This is a genomic window from Stappia sediminis (assembly GCF_009826895.1).
GTDB classification, from domain to species: Bacteria; Pseudomonadota; Alphaproteobacteria; order Rhizobiales; family Stappiaceae; genus Hongsoonwoonella; species Hongsoonwoonella sediminis.
Map to the genome: position 1 here is coordinate 318,154 of NZ_WUMV01000003.1, position 14,875 is coordinate 333,028.

12 protein-coding genes are annotated in these 14,875 nt (G+C 60.1%); 5 read left to right on the plus strand and 7 right to left on the minus strand.

Features of this window, described 5'->3' with window-relative positions:
- Nucleotides 1–17: 17 nt before the first annotated feature.
- The 6 genes from GR183_RS08365 to GR183_RS08390 all read right to left on the minus strand — a co-directional run bounded on the left by GR183_RS08365 (nt 18) and on the right by GR183_RS08390 (nt 7,627).
- Nucleotides 18–1,313, minus strand: coding sequence for a biotin/lipoyl-containing protein (locus tag GR183_RS08365; RefSeq protein WP_160775157.1), 1,296 nt, complete (start codon nt 1,311–1,313; stop codon nt 18–20).
- On the minus strand, nt 1,303–2,298 hold the full coding sequence (locus GR183_RS08370) for an alpha-ketoacid dehydrogenase subunit beta (RefSeq protein ID WP_160775158.1): 996 nt from the start codon (nt 2,296–2,298) through the stop codon (nt 1,303–1,305). The genes GR183_RS08365 and GR183_RS08370 overlap by 11 nt, the downstream gene beginning before the upstream one ends.
- 11 nt (nt 2,299–2,309) lie before the next feature.
- Nucleotides 2,310–3,311 carry a thiamine pyrophosphate-dependent dehydrogenase E1 component subunit alpha gene (locus GR183_RS08375; RefSeq protein WP_160775159.1) on the minus strand — a complete coding sequence of 334 codons (1,002 nt, stop codon included), beginning with the start codon at nt 3,309–3,311 and terminating at the stop codon, nt 2,310–2,312.
- A gap of 56 nt (nt 3,312–3,367) precedes the next feature.
- Nucleotides 3,368–4,666 (minus strand): M24 family metallopeptidase, encoded by a 1,299-nt coding sequence (locus GR183_RS08380; RefSeq protein WP_160775160.1) that lies wholly within the window; start codon nt 4,664–4,666, stop codon nt 3,368–3,370.
- A gap of 64 nt (nt 4,667–4,730) precedes the next feature.
- Nucleotides 4,731–5,537: an SDR family NAD(P)-dependent oxidoreductase gene (locus GR183_RS08385; RefSeq protein ID WP_160775161.1), complete on the minus strand. Its 807-nt coding sequence runs from the start codon at nt 5,535–5,537 to the stop codon at nt 4,731–4,733.
- A gap of 17 nt (nt 5,538–5,554) precedes the next feature.
- Nucleotides 5,555–7,627, minus strand: a complete 2,073-nt coding sequence (locus GR183_RS08390; protein ID WP_244313651.1) for an ABC transporter substrate-binding protein — start codon at nt 7,625–7,627, stop codon at nt 5,555–5,557.
- Between GR183_RS08390 and GR183_RS08395 the strand changes: the two genes are divergently transcribed.
- From GR183_RS08395 to GR183_RS08415, 5 genes are all read left to right on the plus strand, one after another.
- Nucleotides 7,609–8,565, plus strand: coding sequence for a sugar ABC transporter substrate-binding protein (locus GR183_RS08395; protein ID WP_160775162.1), 957 nt, complete (start codon nt 7,609–7,611; stop codon nt 8,563–8,565). The two genes, GR183_RS08390 and GR183_RS08395, sit on opposite strands and share 19 nt — an antisense overlap.
- A 119-nt stretch (nt 8,566–8,684) precedes the next feature.
- The gene (locus GR183_RS08400) at nt 8,685–8,906 is read left to right on the plus strand and encodes a hypothetical protein (RefSeq protein WP_160775163.1); all 222 of its coding nucleotides are present in this window, start codon (nt 8,685–8,687) and stop codon (nt 8,904–8,906) included.
- Between the two features lie 297 nt (nt 8,907–9,203).
- Nucleotides 9,204–10,196, plus strand: a complete 993-nt coding sequence (locus GR183_RS08405; protein WP_160775164.1) for an ABC transporter permease — start codon at nt 9,204–9,206, stop codon at nt 10,194–10,196.
- A gap of 11 nt (nt 10,197–10,207) precedes the next feature.
- Nucleotides 10,208–11,218 (plus strand): ABC transporter permease, encoded by a 1,011-nt coding sequence (locus GR183_RS08410; protein WP_160775165.1) that lies wholly within the window; start codon nt 10,208–10,210, stop codon nt 11,216–11,218.
- A complete protein-coding gene (locus GR183_RS08415) occupies nt 11,215–12,729 on the plus strand; it encodes a sugar ABC transporter ATP-binding protein (RefSeq protein ID WP_160775166.1) in 1,515 nt (504 codons plus the stop codon). The genes GR183_RS08410 and GR183_RS08415 overlap by 4 nt, the downstream gene beginning before the upstream one ends.
- Nucleotides 12,730–13,003: 274 nt before the next feature.
- On the opposite strand, the gene GR183_RS08420 is transcribed toward GR183_RS08415, so the two are convergent.
- Nucleotides 13,004–14,749: an adenylate/guanylate cyclase domain-containing protein gene (locus GR183_RS08420; protein WP_160775167.1), complete on the minus strand. Its 1,746-nt coding sequence runs from the start codon at nt 14,747–14,749 to the stop codon at nt 13,004–13,006.
- Nucleotides 14,750–14,875 lie beyond the last annotated feature (126 nt).

A 14,875-nucleotide genomic window follows, 5' to 3' on the forward strand; every position in this document is an offset into this window, starting at 1 on the left:
GATCAGCTCCTCGTCAGTCAGAGGAGGTGACGCGACGGCTCGTCGAGCCGGGCGGCCACCCCTTCGATCAACCGGATGGCGGCGTCGCCGGGAAGTTGTGTCTCGGTGAAATCGAGAGCGAGATGATAGCCCTTTGCGTCCCGTGTCACGGTCAGCACCGGCGTATCGCCGCAGGTGAGCGACAGGCCGGTGATACGGCTGGCGGTCAAATCCCGCAGGATGATCCGCGGTGCGCCCGCCTCGCACGGCGCGACCGCAGACAGCGGCGTCTGATCGGGATCGTTAAAAAGTGCCGACTGTCCAAGCAGCGGATTTTCGAGACGCACGACGATACCGCCGTTTGCTTCGGTGGCGCGCAGGCTGGCGGCGGCGAAAGCCGCCCAGACAACACCGGTCGCTGCACCTTTTTCGGCAAGGCGGTCGGCGAATGCCGCAAAGCCATGCGCGTCTGCGCGAGCCGAAATGTGCAGTGTCGCGGTCGCACTTGCCGTCTTTTCGTCCGGCAGGGCCTTTAACGTTTCCAGATCGGAAACATGGAAAGGCTGGGGGACGCCGGCCTTCACGAGCCTGTTCAGGTCCAGTCCCTGCTTTTGCGCCAACCGTCGTGCTTTTGGCGAAGCAAGGATCTTGCTGCCTTCGGCCACGATCGCCGGTTCGGCGATTTTTGTCGGAGCGGCATCTTGCGTTGATTCCGGCCGGGCTTCTGGCATCTCGGCCGGCTTGGCCGCGGCGGCCGATTGAACGTGCCGGCTCAACTGAACGGCATTCGCGGGCTTCTCCGCAGCGATCACCGCGATCGCGTCTCCGACCGGAGCTTCTTCTCCGGCTTCCACAAGCAGGGCGGCGACATAACCGTCACGCCCGGCCTCGACCTCCATCGTCGCCTTGTCGGTTTCCACTTCGAACAGGATGTCGCTCGCCGTCACCGGATCGCCCGGCGCCTTGTGCCAGGCGACGATAACGCCGGTGTCCTGCGCCATACCGAGTGCCGGCATGATCACTTCCGCGCCTTTCGGCACCTCGACAGCGGGGGCGGACGTCCCTGTGGGCGTTTCATCGGTGTGAACGGCTTCGGTGCTTTCATCGATGACGGCGATCACTTCGCCCACCGGAACATCATCGCCCGCGTAATGACGGATCTGGGTAATGAAGCCTTCGGACTGCGCCTCGACCTCCATGGTCGCCTTGTCGGTTTCCACCTCGAACAAAACGTCGCCGATGTTGACCGTATCACCCGGGCTCTTGTGCCAGGCGACGATCAGGCCTGTATCCTGAGCCATGCCCAGGGCGGGCATGATTACCTCATGCGGCATGAAGCATCTCCCCGGCAACCAGTTTGCGTGCGTTGGCAACCACTCCCTCCGGTGTCGGCACGGTCAGGTCTTCAAGGGCGGGAGAAAACGGTACCGGCACATCCATCGCACCCATTCGCAAGACCGGTGCATCGAGATGGTAGAAGGCTTTCTCGTTGATCCGGCTGGCGATCTCGCCAGTGATGCCGAAGCTTTGGTGGCCTTCGTCGACGACGATCACCCGGCTGGTCTTTTTCGCCGATCCCAAGAGCGTTGCCTCGTCGAGCGGCACAATGGTGCGCGGATCGATGACTTCGGCGCTGATGCCTTGCGCACTGAGTAATTCGGCCGCCTTCTGGCAGACCTGCACCATCGAAGAGGTGCCGATCAAGGTGATGTCGCTTCCCTCGCGCAGTACCTTGGCTTCGCCGAAGGGGATCAGATACTCCTCTTCGGGCACGGCCGCCTTGTCGTTGTACATGAGCTTGTCTTCGAAGATCACGACAGGATTGTCGTCGCGGATCGCCGTCTTCATCAGCCCCTTGGCTTCGAAAGCCGAGGATGGCAGGGCAACCTTGAGGCCTGGAATATGCGCGACCAGAGCGTGTAGCGACTGCGAGTGCTGGGCCGCGGACCGCCGGGTGGCGCCGAGGTTCGTGCGCAGGACCAGCGGCACATTCAGTTTGCCGCCCGACATGTAGTGCGTCTTGGCCGCCTGGTTGCAAAGCTGGTCCATGACCAGGTAGATGAAATCACCGAACATGAGGTCGACGACGGGCCGCGTACCCGTCATTGCCGCTCCTACGGCAATGCCCATGAAGCCCGGCTCGGCAATCGGAGTGTCGAGCACCCGTTCGGTGCCGAATTCCTCCACGAGGCCGCTGAGCACCTTGAACGGGGTTCCCGCCTCCGCGACGTCCTCGCCAATTATGAACACGGTATCGTCGCGGCGCATCTCCTCGGCCAGCGCTTCGTTCACCGCCTGGGACAGAGTGATTTCCCTCATCGTCTTTCTCCTCAGGCCATCACGTGCTTGACGTCGGTGAATACATGCATATCGACTTCGCTGGCGGCGGGGTATTTGGCGTTTAGGGCGTATTCAACGGCTGCCGCGGCATCGTCCTTGATCTCCGCATTCATCGCCTCGATCTCGTCCTCGGTTGCGATGCCTTCGGCCGCCAACCATGCCCGGAATCGGATGATCGGGTCGCGATTTTCCTTCCAGTCACGCTCTTCTTCCTTGGAGCGGTAGTACTCGCGGTTGATGTCGCCGACGTGGTGCCCGTGATAGCGATAGGTCTCCAGTTCCATAAAGAACGGGCCTTCGCCCTTGCGACACCGCTCGACGAGCTTGCGTGTCAGCTCGTTCACGGCGAGCACATCCTGCCCGTCGACCTTGTGCGCTTCGATGCCGAAGGCTTCAGCGCGTGCGGTAATCGAACCTGCCGCGATTTCCGCGGTGCGCGTGTATTCCGAATAGCCGTTGTTCTCGCAAGCGTAGATAACGGGAAGCTTCCACAGCGCGGCCATGTTCATGACCTCGTACAACAGCCCCTGTGCCGTCGCGCCATCGCCGAAGAAGCAGACAGTCACTTCATTTCGGCCCAGCATTTTTGCGGAGAAGGCCGAGCCGGTGGCGATGCCCATCGAGCCGCCGACGATTGCGTTGGCGCCCAGATTTCCATTCGACTGGTCGGCAATGTGCATCGAGCCGCCCTTGCCGCGGCAATAGCCCTCTTCCTTGCCCAGGAGCTCGCAGAACATCTGCTTGAACTCGGCGCCCTTGGCCACGCAATGGCCGTGGCCGCGGTGCGTCGAAGTGATCCTGTCGGTAGGGCGAAGCGCCTCGCAAATGCCCACAGCGACCGCTTCCTCGCCGGAATACATGTGCGTGAGCCCCGGCATCTTCGCCGAGAGGTAGAGTTGATTGGCGTTATCCTCGAAGGTGCGGATGCGCACCATCTGGCGATACATTCGCAGATAGTCTTCGGCGTTATGTTTCTTCTTCGCGCGGCTCATGACGTTGTCTCTTTGAAAAGAGCCCGGCCCCGCGGGACCGGGCAGTTTCTGGGAGGTTAGTATCGGTTCGCGATGGGCAGCTCTTCGGCGGGGAATAGCGAGATCACCTCGCACCCGGTATCGGTGACGACCACCTCTTCCTCTATGCGCGCAGCGGAATACCCATCGGCGGCCGGGCAATATGTTTCCAGCGCGAAGACCATGCCGGTCTGGATTTCCATCGGATTTTCGAGGCTGACCGCACGGCTGATGATCGGGCGCTCGTGCAGCGCCAGCCCCAGGCCGTGGCCGAATTGAAGGCCGAATGCCGAAAGTTCGTCAGGAAAGCCATAATCCTGCGCCGCCGGCCAGAGATGCGCCACCTTGTCGGTTGTAACACCCGGCCTGATCGCATCGATGGCGAGATCCAGCCATTCCCGCGCCTTTTTATAGGCGTCATGCTGGACCGGGGTCGCCCGGCCGATATTGAACGTGCGGTAGTAGCAGGTTCGGTAGCCTTGATAGGATTGCAGGATGTCGAAAAAGGCCTGATCGCCAGGGCGAAAGAGCCTGTCGGTGAAGTTATGCGGGTGTGGATTGCACCGTTCGCCCGAGATGGCGTTGATCGCCTCGACATCGTCCGAGCCCATCTCGTAGAGCAGCTTGTTGGACAGCGCGACGATCTCGTTCTCGCGCACGCCGGGCTTCAACTCTTCGTAGATCATGTGATAGACGCCATCGACCATGCTGGCGGCCTGGGTCAGAAGCTGGATCTCGTCCCAGTTCTTGATTTCGCGCGCCGAGAGCATGATCTGCTGGCCATCGACGATGTTCAGACCCGCCTCTTTCAATGCCTCGAACATTGCAGTTTCGGCATAATCCACGCCAACGGGCATGTCGGCCATGCCGGCATCTCGGATGAGACCCGCAATGTCTTCGGCGTATTTCTTCATGAGGCCGAAGGAGGGCGGGATCGTGCCCCGCATGCCGACGACGCCGGCGTGGCAGTTGTCCGGCAGCAGCCAGTCCGAATACTTCCGGTGATGCACGACGGCCGAGCCGAAGTCCCAGACATGTGGTGACTCATCGCCGGTCAGCAGGCAGAAACGGCACATCTTGTCCCGTTCCCATTCGCCGATCTTGGTGGCCGAGACATAGCGGATGTTGTTCACGTCAAAGAGCAGCAGCGAACCGGCGCCGCTCTTCTTGAGCGCTTCGCGGGCGCGGCTGAGGCGATATCGGCGTAGCCGGTCATGGTCGACCCGCCGCTCGAAATCGACGGAGGTGTGGCCCCAGGCGGGGAGACGTCCCTCCCATTTCCAATTCGGTTCCAGATCCTGCGGTTTCAGGATGTTCGGGGTGAGCGCGCGAGACATGGCATCCTCCTTCAGGCGCGACATTCCGCACCTGTTTTGCTTTATGTTCCAATTGTTTAGATCGCTATTGGATACACCAGCCGCCGTCGATGTGGATCATCTGGCCGGTCATGTAGTCGCTGTCGTCACTCGCCAGAAACGACGCCGTACCCTTGATGTCGTCGGGGTAGGAAACGCGCTTGATCTGCAGCGCGTCGCGGACGATGTCCTCGTAGGCCTGCCCTTCCTTCTGCTTGAACCCGATCTCGACGAGGTCCTTGTCGAGTTGCTCCCAAAGCGGAGTTACGACAACGCCAGGCGCATATCCGTTGACGGTGATGTTGTGCTCGGCAAGCGCGATTGCTCCGCAATGCGTGAGCGCAAGGCAGCCATATTTCGACGTGCAATAGACAGTGACGTCGATAAGCGGCTTGCGCGAAGCGATCGAGCCGACATTGATCAGCTTGTAGGGATGATCCTGCGGCCCCTGTTTGATCATCTGGCGCGCCGTTTCCTGCATGCCGAGCCACATGGCCTTGGTGTTCACGTTCATGATCATGTCCCAGTTGTCTTCATCGATTTCCATGAAGAAACGGGGCTTGTTCAAACCCGCATTGAACAGGCCGACATTGATCATGCCGAACGCGTCGACAGTGGCGGCGACGGCTGCCGCATTGTCCTCGCGTTTCGTAACGTCCATCCGGACCGCGATCGCCTTGCCGTTGCCGCGTTCGTTGATGCCGTCGGCGACCTTCCTGGCCTCATCGAGATCCAGGTCGCCAAGGCAGACATTCGCGCCCTGCTCGGCAAAATGCTCGGCGTTGGTCGCGCCCATGCCACGTGCAGCGCCGGTGATCAGGATGTTCTTACCTTTCAGGCGATTGGGGTCCATTTGGCTTCCTCCTCCAGTCACATCTGTCGTTTGGGGCGGCTCAGTGCGTCGGCCCGATCCTGAGCGCGGCGCAAGGCCTCGCGCGGGGAAACGATACCGCGCAGCATGTCGTGGAATTCCTCGCCGCATATCTGGATGATGTCGCAAATCTCGGGTACCGGCGGGCGTGGCCAGAATTGAAGCTCGTCGCGCCAGGACATGCCGTCCACGGCTTCGAAAATCGGCGAAATACGGCGCACTTCGGGATCGGCACCAACCGAATAACGAGGGCTGGTGCGGCTGCCGTTTTGGACATACATCTTCTGTGCCTGCGGCGAAGTGAAGACGATCAGCGCTTCGACCGCAGCCTGAAGCCGCTCCCGGGGAAGGTTTGCCGGAATCCCCATGACATATCCGCCCACCGGGGCGACAGGGCTGGCGCCTGGCCCTGCGGGGTGCGGCAGGTAGCCCGTCTGGCCGTGGGCAGGGGAGGTTTCGTCCAGCTCGAAATACGGTGCCAAAAGCGTATAGCCGTAGGCCATCGCGATCTTGCCTGCCGCATAGGGGCGCACCCTTTCGTACCAGGACATCGAGAGGATTTCGGGAGGTGAATACCGCAGCAGTTCCATCATGAACTCCGCCGCACGCAAACCTGCGTCGGTATCGATCGTGAAGCGGTAGTTGCGCTCGGCGAGGTGGTCGGTGCCAAAGCCGCCGGCGATTTCCGGCAAATCGAGAATAGGTTGGCCGAAATCAGCCATGGTCATCAGCACAGTGTGGCCAAGTGCGGTTCCGCGTGCGGCGTTCCACGCGATGCCATAGCGCCCATGCTGCGGATCATGCAGCGCCTTGGCGGCATCGAGCAGCGCATCGGTTGTCGCCGGAGGTTCGAGCCCGGCCTCGGACAAGAGGTCGCGACGGTAGAACAGCAATTCCGGCGTGGTCTGTGCCGGCACGCCATAAGGACGCCCGCCCCAATGGGCGCCTTTCCACCCGGCGGTGTGGAAATCCGCCGGATCCAGGCGCGCGATGTCCATTGCCTCGTCCAAGGGCATCAGGATACCGCTCTCCGCAAAACCGCCGATCCAGGGGAGGTCGATGGCGATGATGTCGTAGCGGCTATTTTCGCGTTCGCAGTTGCGGATTGCTTCTTCGCGCAGCCGATCGATCGAAAAGGCGCGCTGGTGGATCTGAGTACCGACGACCTGCTCGAACTGACGCTTGAGGTTTTCCATGACCATGAAGGTCGGATCGCCATGCACGAGAACGCGCAGTCCGCCGGCGACCTTCAACGGCTCTGCCAGAACCTGAACCGGCGGAATCGACTGCGCGGCCATATATGAACCGCCGAAATAATAGTCTCGGGTATCATCTGCTCTGTCGGCGGCTCCGAAGCGGGATTCAGCCAATCGCCGCACACGCCCGGAAAGTCGGATCCAATCCTCCAGCAGCTTTTCGCTGGGATGCATGGAGAAGCTTTTTCCGGTCTTGGTGCGGGGACGCTGATCGACAAGCCCGGCCTCGATCATCTCCTTCAGCCGGCGGTTGGCAGTGGCGTATGGCACGCGGCTGGCGCCAATCAAGGACGTCGGAGTGACAATCTTTGCCTCGAAATGTCCTCTGATCAGGTGCATGGCCATCCGGAAGACCGGGTTGGGGGCAAACAAATCGAGGCTGTCATCGATCTCGTCGCTGAAATCGTCCAGAAAGGATATGATCTGGAGTATTTCGCCCTTTTCCAGCGGGGACGCCGTCTGTCTGTCCATATGTGCGGCCATGACATTCATCAGCTGGTTCCGGGCTTTTTTCTCTTTCGGCGACGTGCGCGCCGCAGATTTGTTCAGATTGGAAGGATCTGGGTTGGCCATATTGCCGTTCCTCTGAAAATGTTCAGAATGGACCGCTGATTGTACCCAAAAAGCATCCATTCTGGATGTCGAAATATCCAATATGAATATTTTTCGTGCATTCAGAATAAGTCGGAACCAGCATGATCCGGTCATTCGTCCGATACACCGGATGATGATCCCCCCGCGGGAGAGGCATTTGGGGATCGGACATGCAACACGGAGATTCCGGGAGGAAATCCAATATGAAACTTCGCAACGCATTGGCCGCGACCACAGCCGTTGCCGCTCTGGCATTCTCAGGAGCCGCAGCCGCCGAGACCTACAGGATCGGCATCACCCAGAACAACGTGGGTGTGGACAGCTATCAAACCACCTACGAACAAGCCTTCATCGAATCCGCAGAGGCCGACCCGGACGTCGAGGCAGTGGTACTGGATGCCGGCGGCGACGTTGCCCGCCAGATCGCCCAGATTCAGGACCTTGTTCAGCAGCAAGTCGACGCGATCATCATCTGGCCGACCCAGGGCAAGGCAGTCGTGCCCGCCGTGCGGGCAGCTCACAACGCCGGAATCCCGGTGGTCATCACCAATTCGAACATCGCCGAGGAAGGCTTCGAATTCATCAAGTCTTTCTCCGGCCCTGACAATATTACCCAGGGCTCCCGGGCCGCGGAGATCATGTGCGACAAGTTCAAGGAAATGGGCATCGAGAACGAGGCCCAGATCGTGCAGATTTCCGGTCAGCCCGGCTACACCACCGCAATCGAGCGCGCTAAAGGCTTTGAGGATCGCCTACCCGAGGTCTGCCCGGAAGTTACACTGCTTGAAACTCAGCCCGGCGACTGGAACCGCGAGAAGTCGCAGCGCGTGATGGAGACATTCCTGACCAAGTATGACGACATTGACGGGGTCTATGCGGGCGACGACAACATGGGCGTCGGCGCACTGAACGCCGCCAAGGCCGCAGGCCGCGAAGGCATCATCTTCGTTGGCGCCACCAACTTTGCCGTCGGTTACGAAGCGATGGGCCGTGGCGAATACTGGGGCTCGATCTACCAATCGCCGGTCGACGATGCCAAGAATGCCCTGGCAACCGCGAAGGCGATCCTGACGGGCGAGGAAGTTCCGTTCCTGAACTACTTCGATACGCCGAAGATCACCCAGGACAACATGGACGAATTCACCAAGCCGGTTTTCTGAGCCGCAGGCGCTGCGCGGGGCGGCGTAAACGCGCCCCGCGCCTTTCCCGGGAAAACGCGATCGAACGAAACGGTGGCGAGGCCATCTGGGGCGTCGTCGACTTGAATGGCGGTGCACCGATGCGCGAGTTGACCGACAAGGCCGTCATCGCGTTCGAAAACCTCGTTACCGAATTCAACAATGAAAGCTTCAAGAAGCCGGTCCACTTCCTCGCCGCAGCCGAGGAAAACCCGAATTTCAGAAAAAGCATGAACGCGCTAGGCTGTCTGGTCTGGCTGCAAGGGGTCGCACGGCAGTTCATCGAGCAGGGACGTTCACGAGATCGTCAGCACCGAAAGTAGCGCCAGCAATCGGTGCTTCGATATTCCGGCGCGCCATTGCGCCAGAAAATCGGTTTTGGTGTCGCTCACCCGGTCGGCAGCCCGCGTTCTGGCCAAGCACAACAGTACCGTAATCGCGTATGCGCCGGGCAAAGTGCCCACGGAAAAGTTGGCAAAAGAAAGATAGGAACCTGATGGAAACCGGCTCATCACGGAAGCCGGACGAGGCGATGGAGATATGACGCCGGAGTGAGCAATGCCATCGGCGCCGGCAAGTAGCCTTGCCGCTCTGGCGTGCGGGGGGAAAGGAGCCTGAATATGGCGGCACTTGTAGGAAGACTGGGCAACGGCGATCTGAAGGGCCTGATTGCCCGCAATGGGATTTTCATCGCGTTTGTCGTGTTCATGATCGCGTTCGGGATCGGCGTCGACAGGTTCCTGACCTTCCAGAACCTGGAAAACGTCGTCAAGACCACCGCCATCATTGGCGTAATCGCCCTGGGTGTGACCGTGGTCGTCCTTTCCGGCAACCTCGATCTGTCCGTCGGCTCGATGCTGTCCTTCGGCACCGTCATGGTCGTCGACCTGCACGATAAGATCGGACCGGGCGCGGGAATTCTGGTGATGATGATCGCGGTACTGGCGCTTGGAGCGGTCAACGGACTTCTTATCGGTTTCTTGCGGCTGAATTCGCTGATTGTAACCCTGGGAATGCTGTCGGCGATCCAGGGGCTTACGCTCATCTACTCCGGCGGCAAGAACGTCGACATCGACCCATCGACCCAGGACACCACCTGGTTCCGGGTCTTCGGCCGAGGCGAGATAGCCGGCGTCGACATGCCGATCATCATCTTCTTTGCCCTTGCCGTCGTCATTGGAATGATCGTCGCATATACGCCCTACGGGCGGCGTGTCTATGCGGTCGGCGGCAATCCGACGGCCGCTGTGTTTTCGGGCATCCGGCGCAATCGGGTGGTGTTCTCAACCTACCTGGTCTCGGCCTTCTGCGTCGGCATCGCCTCGATCATCCTCGGCAGCCGGGTCATGGGCTCGCAGAACACGGTTGGCCAGGGTTACGAGCTTCTGGTGCTTGCCGGTGTAATCCTCGGCGGCACGTCTCTCCTCGGCGGATCGGGATCGATCCTGAAAACCGTGATCGGCGTGTTGATCCTGGGTTTCATTCAAAACGGGCTGTTGCTCCTGGGCTACCCGTTTTTCGCCCAGTGGATCGTCACCTGGGTCGTGATCATCCTGGCCGTGTGGCTCGACGTCGCCGCCAAGCGCGGTCGGCTCCTGTCGCCGATCGCCTGAGGGAGGAGAAAATGGCAGATATTACTGCAACGCAAGACGGCAGCGGCGCAAACAGGTTCCTGCACTGGATCATCCATCATCCAATCTGGGCGTTCGTCGTGATCGTGTTCATCTTCTTTTCCGTGATGAACGAGCATTTCTTCGCTCTTGGCAACTTCAAGAACATCCTGATCCAGGCCTCGACACTGGGGTTGATTGCTCTCGGCATGACGCTGGTGATGATAAACGGCAACATCGACCTTTCCGTCGGCGCCGTAGTTGCACTCGCTGCAAGTCTCACAGTCGACATCATGGGTTGGCCGATGTTCGAAGGGTGGGGCAATTGGCAGATTTTGCCGGGTGTTCTGGCCGGTCTGGCGGCCGGTGTCCTTCTGGGAGCCTTGAACGGCTTCATTGTCTGGAAGACCGGAGTGGATGCCTTCATCGTGACGTTGGGCGCGATGCTTGGCGTGCGCGGGTTGGTCTTCGTCTACACCGAAGAGCAGTCGTTTTTCGCTATGAACTTCGCCTATTCCGATTTTGGCGCCAGCTCGCTCGTTGGCTTGCCGACGCTCGCCCTGATCTTCCTGGTTTTTACGGCGCTGGTTCATATTCTTCTCAGCCGCACGGTGCATGGCTCGAACACCTATGCCGTGGGCGACAACCGCGAGGCGGCGGTGAACGCCGGAATTCGCGTCGGACCGCACATGATGATCAATTTCATGATCGTGGGATTCTTTGCGGCACTTGCGGGCATCACGCTGTCCACTCAAATGGGAGCCTCGACGCCGAACCTCGGCACCAATTTCGAGCTGTGGGTGATTACCGCGGTCGTGCTGGGAGGGACCAAGCTGACCGGTGGAGCCGGATCGATCATCGGAACGTTCGGCGGGGTCCTTGCGATCCAGATACTCAGAAACGGCATGAACCTGATGCAGGTTCCGGCCTTCTGGGTGCTGGTTATCCTTGGCTCGATCCTGATCGGCGTGCTGTTCCTGGACAAGCAACTCAACCGGAAGGGCGCAGAGGAGTTGAGACTATGACCGAACCGAATCCGACGCTGCGCCTCAAAGGCATCGTCAAGACCTTTCCAGGCGTACGGGCCCTCGACGGCGTCGATTTCGACGTTCGGCCCGGCGAAGTTCATGCACTGATGGGCGAAAACGGCGCCGGCAAGTCGACGCTGATGAAGATATTGGCCGGCGTCTATCACCCCGACGAAGGGCAGATCTTCATCGACGACAGGCCGGTCGTCATCAGGAGCCCGATTGAGGCCAAGGAGCACGGGATTACCCTCATCCACCAGGAACTCAGCCTGGCCGAGGAAATGTCGGTTGCCGAAAACATCTTCCTCGGTGAATTGCCGCGCAAGAAATGGGGCTTCGTCGATTGGAAGACGCTGGACGAGCGTGTTGGCACGATCCTGCAGAAGCTCAACGCCGATTGGGGGCCGCGCACCCGTATCGGCAGCCTGTCGATCGCCAAGCAACAGATGTGCGAGATCGCCCGGGCGCTGACCCATTCGGCCAAGATCGTTGTCTTCGACGAGCCCACTGCGTCGCTGACCGACGCCGAAAAGGTCGTTCTGTTCGACGTTATCGAGGACCTGAAGGCAGAAGGGGTGGGAATTGTCTACATCTCCCACCGGATGGAAGAGATCTTCAAGATCACAGACCGTATCTCCGTTCTTCGCGACGGCAGTTATCGCGGCACTTTGAACACCCGGGAGACGGACGAAGACGAGATCACCCAGATGATGATCGGGCGCAGTCTCGAGCTGCATCGGCGCAACATCGAACATGCGGAAGAGGGCGAAGAGGTTCTCAGTGTCGAGGGGTTGAGCTGCGGCCGCCTCTTCCAGGATGTCAGCTTTACGGTCAAGGCGGGCGAGATCGTCGGCTTCTATGGCCTTGTCGGCGCCGGACGCACCGAGATGGCCGAAACCCTGTTCGGACTGCGTCGGCCCACCGCGGGCAAAATCCGCTTGGCGGGCGAGGAAGTGCATATTGGTTCGCCGAGCGAGGCCATCGAAAAGGGCATCTCATTGGTTCCCGAAAATCGAAAGGAGCAGGGGCTGGTGCTCGGCATGAACTGCCGCGACAATATCACCCTGCCACAGATCGACGACCTGACCGCTGGGCCCTTTGTTGCAAACGGGGCCGAAGTGGCGATCTACGACATGTATCGCGACCGGTTGCAGATCAAGGCGCCAACCTGGCGGACGCTGGTCGGCTCGCTGTCGGGCGGTAATCAACAGAAGATCGTGATCGGCAAATGGCTGTCGATGAAGCCCCGGCTTCTGATAGTCGACGAGCCAACGCGCGGTATCGATGTCGGGAGCAAATCCGAGATCCACAAACTGCTGCGCGAGCTGGCGCATCAGGGTTACGCAATCATCGTTGTGTCCTCGGAAATGCCCGAGGTTTTGCACGTATCCGACAGGATCATTGCCATGCATAACGGCCGGATCACCCGCACATTCTCAGCCGACGCGGTGACTGAAGAGGACCTTATTCAGGCGATTTCGGGCCTTACATCCGACAAGGCGGCGTGATGCGCGTAGGCGGTATCGGCTCAGATCGGATGCACACTTGCATGGCAAGCGACCTCGCTACGGTTAAGTAAGAATGGATTGATGGAGCCTCCGGAAAATCCGGTTCTGTTCAGTCCCCATCGTACAAAACGCGCTCAATGGTGAAACAGCCGTCTTGCCATTTTGCGACCAGGCAGAGACCGAGGACTTCTTGGTAATCCCGCGGGCTTCCACTGGCGATATCGACGCAGGAACTCGTTGGTCTCCAGACGAGAGATATGTCCGAGCGTGCCACTTACGGCAGCAATCCATGGCGCCGAAGGCCGCTCAGCAGGTGCTGATTTCTTTCATCGTCCGCATAGGGCTGCCAGTTGGCCTTTCTCGCCACAAAACCTGGCTCTAGGGCGTTGCAACGCTCGAGCGCAGCGCGCGCGTCCTCCGTCCGGTCGAGATGGCCCAGGCAAATTGCATAGCGAAACTGGGCCTCCGGCAGATCGGGGCGCAAAAGGACAGCCTTGCGCGCCCACTCGACAGCAATCTGGGGTTCGCCATGATTGGCGTAGGCGCGTGCAAGATAGGCCATGTAACGCCAGCGGACGGGGTCGCGTGGGTTCAGAGCGAGACCGCGTTCCATCTGCTGAATGCCCTCTGCGCCGCAACCGACCAGGTCGAGGCGATTGCCCACTGCCATGGCCGCATGGGCGAAATTGGGATTCAACTGCAGCGCTGTTTGCGCCTCGGCCAGCCCCAGGTCGGTTTCTTCGGTCCAGATGTGGACGGCACCCAAGCTCATATGAGCAAGGGCCGAGCTGTCATCCAGCGCAACAGCCTTGCGTGCCGCATCCAGTCCGCGTGCCAGGCTTGCTTGGCGGTCTTCCACGCAGTCGAACATGATGAGCCGCGCATGGCACCAGCCAAGCCTTGCCCAGGCATCGCAGTACGTGGGATCCAGCTTTGTCGCCGCCTCGAACATGGCGATCGCTTCGACCGTACCTTCACAATTTTCATCGTAGAAGCTGTCCAGCCCCCTGAGGTAATAGTCCCAGGCGCTGAGATCATGGGTCGGCTTCGCCCTTAAGCGGCTGTGCTCGAAATGCTCCAGTTCCGGCATGATCACCGCTGCGATACGGTTGGTGATTTCGTCCTGAACCTCGAAGATATCTTCGAGCTGGCGGTCATAGTGCTCGGCCCAGACATGATGGCCGCTCTTGGCGTCGATGAGCTGGGCGGTGATGCGCACCTGCGGACCGGCTTTGCGCACGCTGCCCTCCAGCAAGTAGCGCGCGCCCAGCTCCTGGGCGATCTTTTGCACCCGCACGTTCAGGCCCTTGTAGGAAAAGCTGGAGTTGCGGGCGATCACTGGAAACGAGCGCCAATGGGAAAGTGCGGTAATGATGTCTTCGGTTATGCCGTCGGAGAAGTATTCCTGCTCCGGATCGCCGGACATATTGGCGAAGGGCAGGACTGCGATCGCGGGCTTTGGCCATGGGCCCGAAGGCTCGGTTGTGGCCGACGCAGCGGCACTCCCAGGGGTCGCGATGCGATAAACCTGGATCGGTTCGGCGACGTTCTTGAGGTCGCACTCGCCTAGATCCTCGAACGTCGCCTCAACCTTGCCCCGCATCTGACGATAAGCGTCGCCGGACATGCAAATGCCGCCAGGCTCGGCCAAGGCTTCCAGGCGTGCGGCGACGTTGACGCCTTCGCCATGGATGTCGCTGCCCTCGACGATCACGTCGCCCAAGTTGATCCCGATACGGAAACGTAGTCGCTTGATTTCCTCGGTCGTGATCTCTCGTTCAGCCACGCCATCCTGCCAGATCATGGCGCAGGCCACCGCATCCACTACACTGGCAAACTCCACCAGGAGCCCATCGCCCATGAGCTTGACGATGCGACCATGGTGCTTGTCAATCAAAGGCTCGAGGAAGTCGTGGCGCAGGTAGGTGAGGCGCTCAAGCGTGCCGGCCTCATCAGCGCCCATCAAGGCCGTGTACCCTACGACGTCGGCGGCCAGAATAGCGACAAGCCTGCGCTCCAAGTCCATTCTCCTTCGCCCTCCAAGATTAACAACCACGGAGCGGATAATCCATGCTGCCATTGATTGATTTGAACTGCTTGGAGATGCACGAACGGAAGTTATGCCGACACTACCATGCAGCAATTA

Bases quoted from the DNA above. Each gene is read 5' to 3' on its own strand.
- GR183_RS08365 (WP_160775157.1), bottom strand. From the start codon at position 1,313: ATGCCGCATGAGGTAATCATGCCCGCCCTGGGCATGGCTCAGGATACA.
- GR183_RS08370 (WP_160775158.1), bottom strand. From the start codon at position 2,298: ATGAGGGAAATCACTCTGTCCCAGGCGGTGAACGAAGCGCTGGCCGAG.
- GR183_RS08375 (WP_160775159.1), bottom strand. From the start codon at position 3,311: ATGAGCCGCGCGAAGAAGAAACATAACGCCGAAGACTATCTGCGAATG.
- GR183_RS08380 (WP_160775160.1), bottom strand. From the start codon at position 4,666: ATGTCTCGCGCGCTCACCCCGAACATCCTGAAACCGCAGGATCTGGAA.
- GR183_RS08385 (WP_160775161.1), bottom strand. From the start codon at position 5,537: ATGGACCCCAATCGCCTGAAAGGTAAGAACATCCTGATCACCGGCGCT.
- GR183_RS08395 (WP_160775162.1), top strand. From the start codon at position 7,609: ATGAAACTTCGCAACGCATTGGCCGCGACCACAGCCGTTGCCGCTCTG.
- GR183_RS08390 (WP_244313651.1), bottom strand. From the start codon at position 7,627: ATGCGTTGCGAAGTTTCATATTGGATTTCCTCCCGGAATCTCCGTGTT.
- GR183_RS08400 (WP_160775163.1), top strand. From the start codon at position 8,685: ATGCGCGAGTTGACCGACAAGGCCGTCATCGCGTTCGAAAACCTCGTT.
- GR183_RS08405 (WP_160775164.1), top strand. From the start codon at position 9,204: ATGGCGGCACTTGTAGGAAGACTGGGCAACGGCGATCTGAAGGGCCTG.
- GR183_RS08410 (WP_160775165.1), top strand. From the start codon at position 10,208: ATGGCAGATATTACTGCAACGCAAGACGGCAGCGGCGCAAACAGGTTC.
- GR183_RS08415 (WP_160775166.1), top strand. From the start codon at position 11,215: ATGACCGAACCGAATCCGACGCTGCGCCTCAAAGGCATCGTCAAGACC.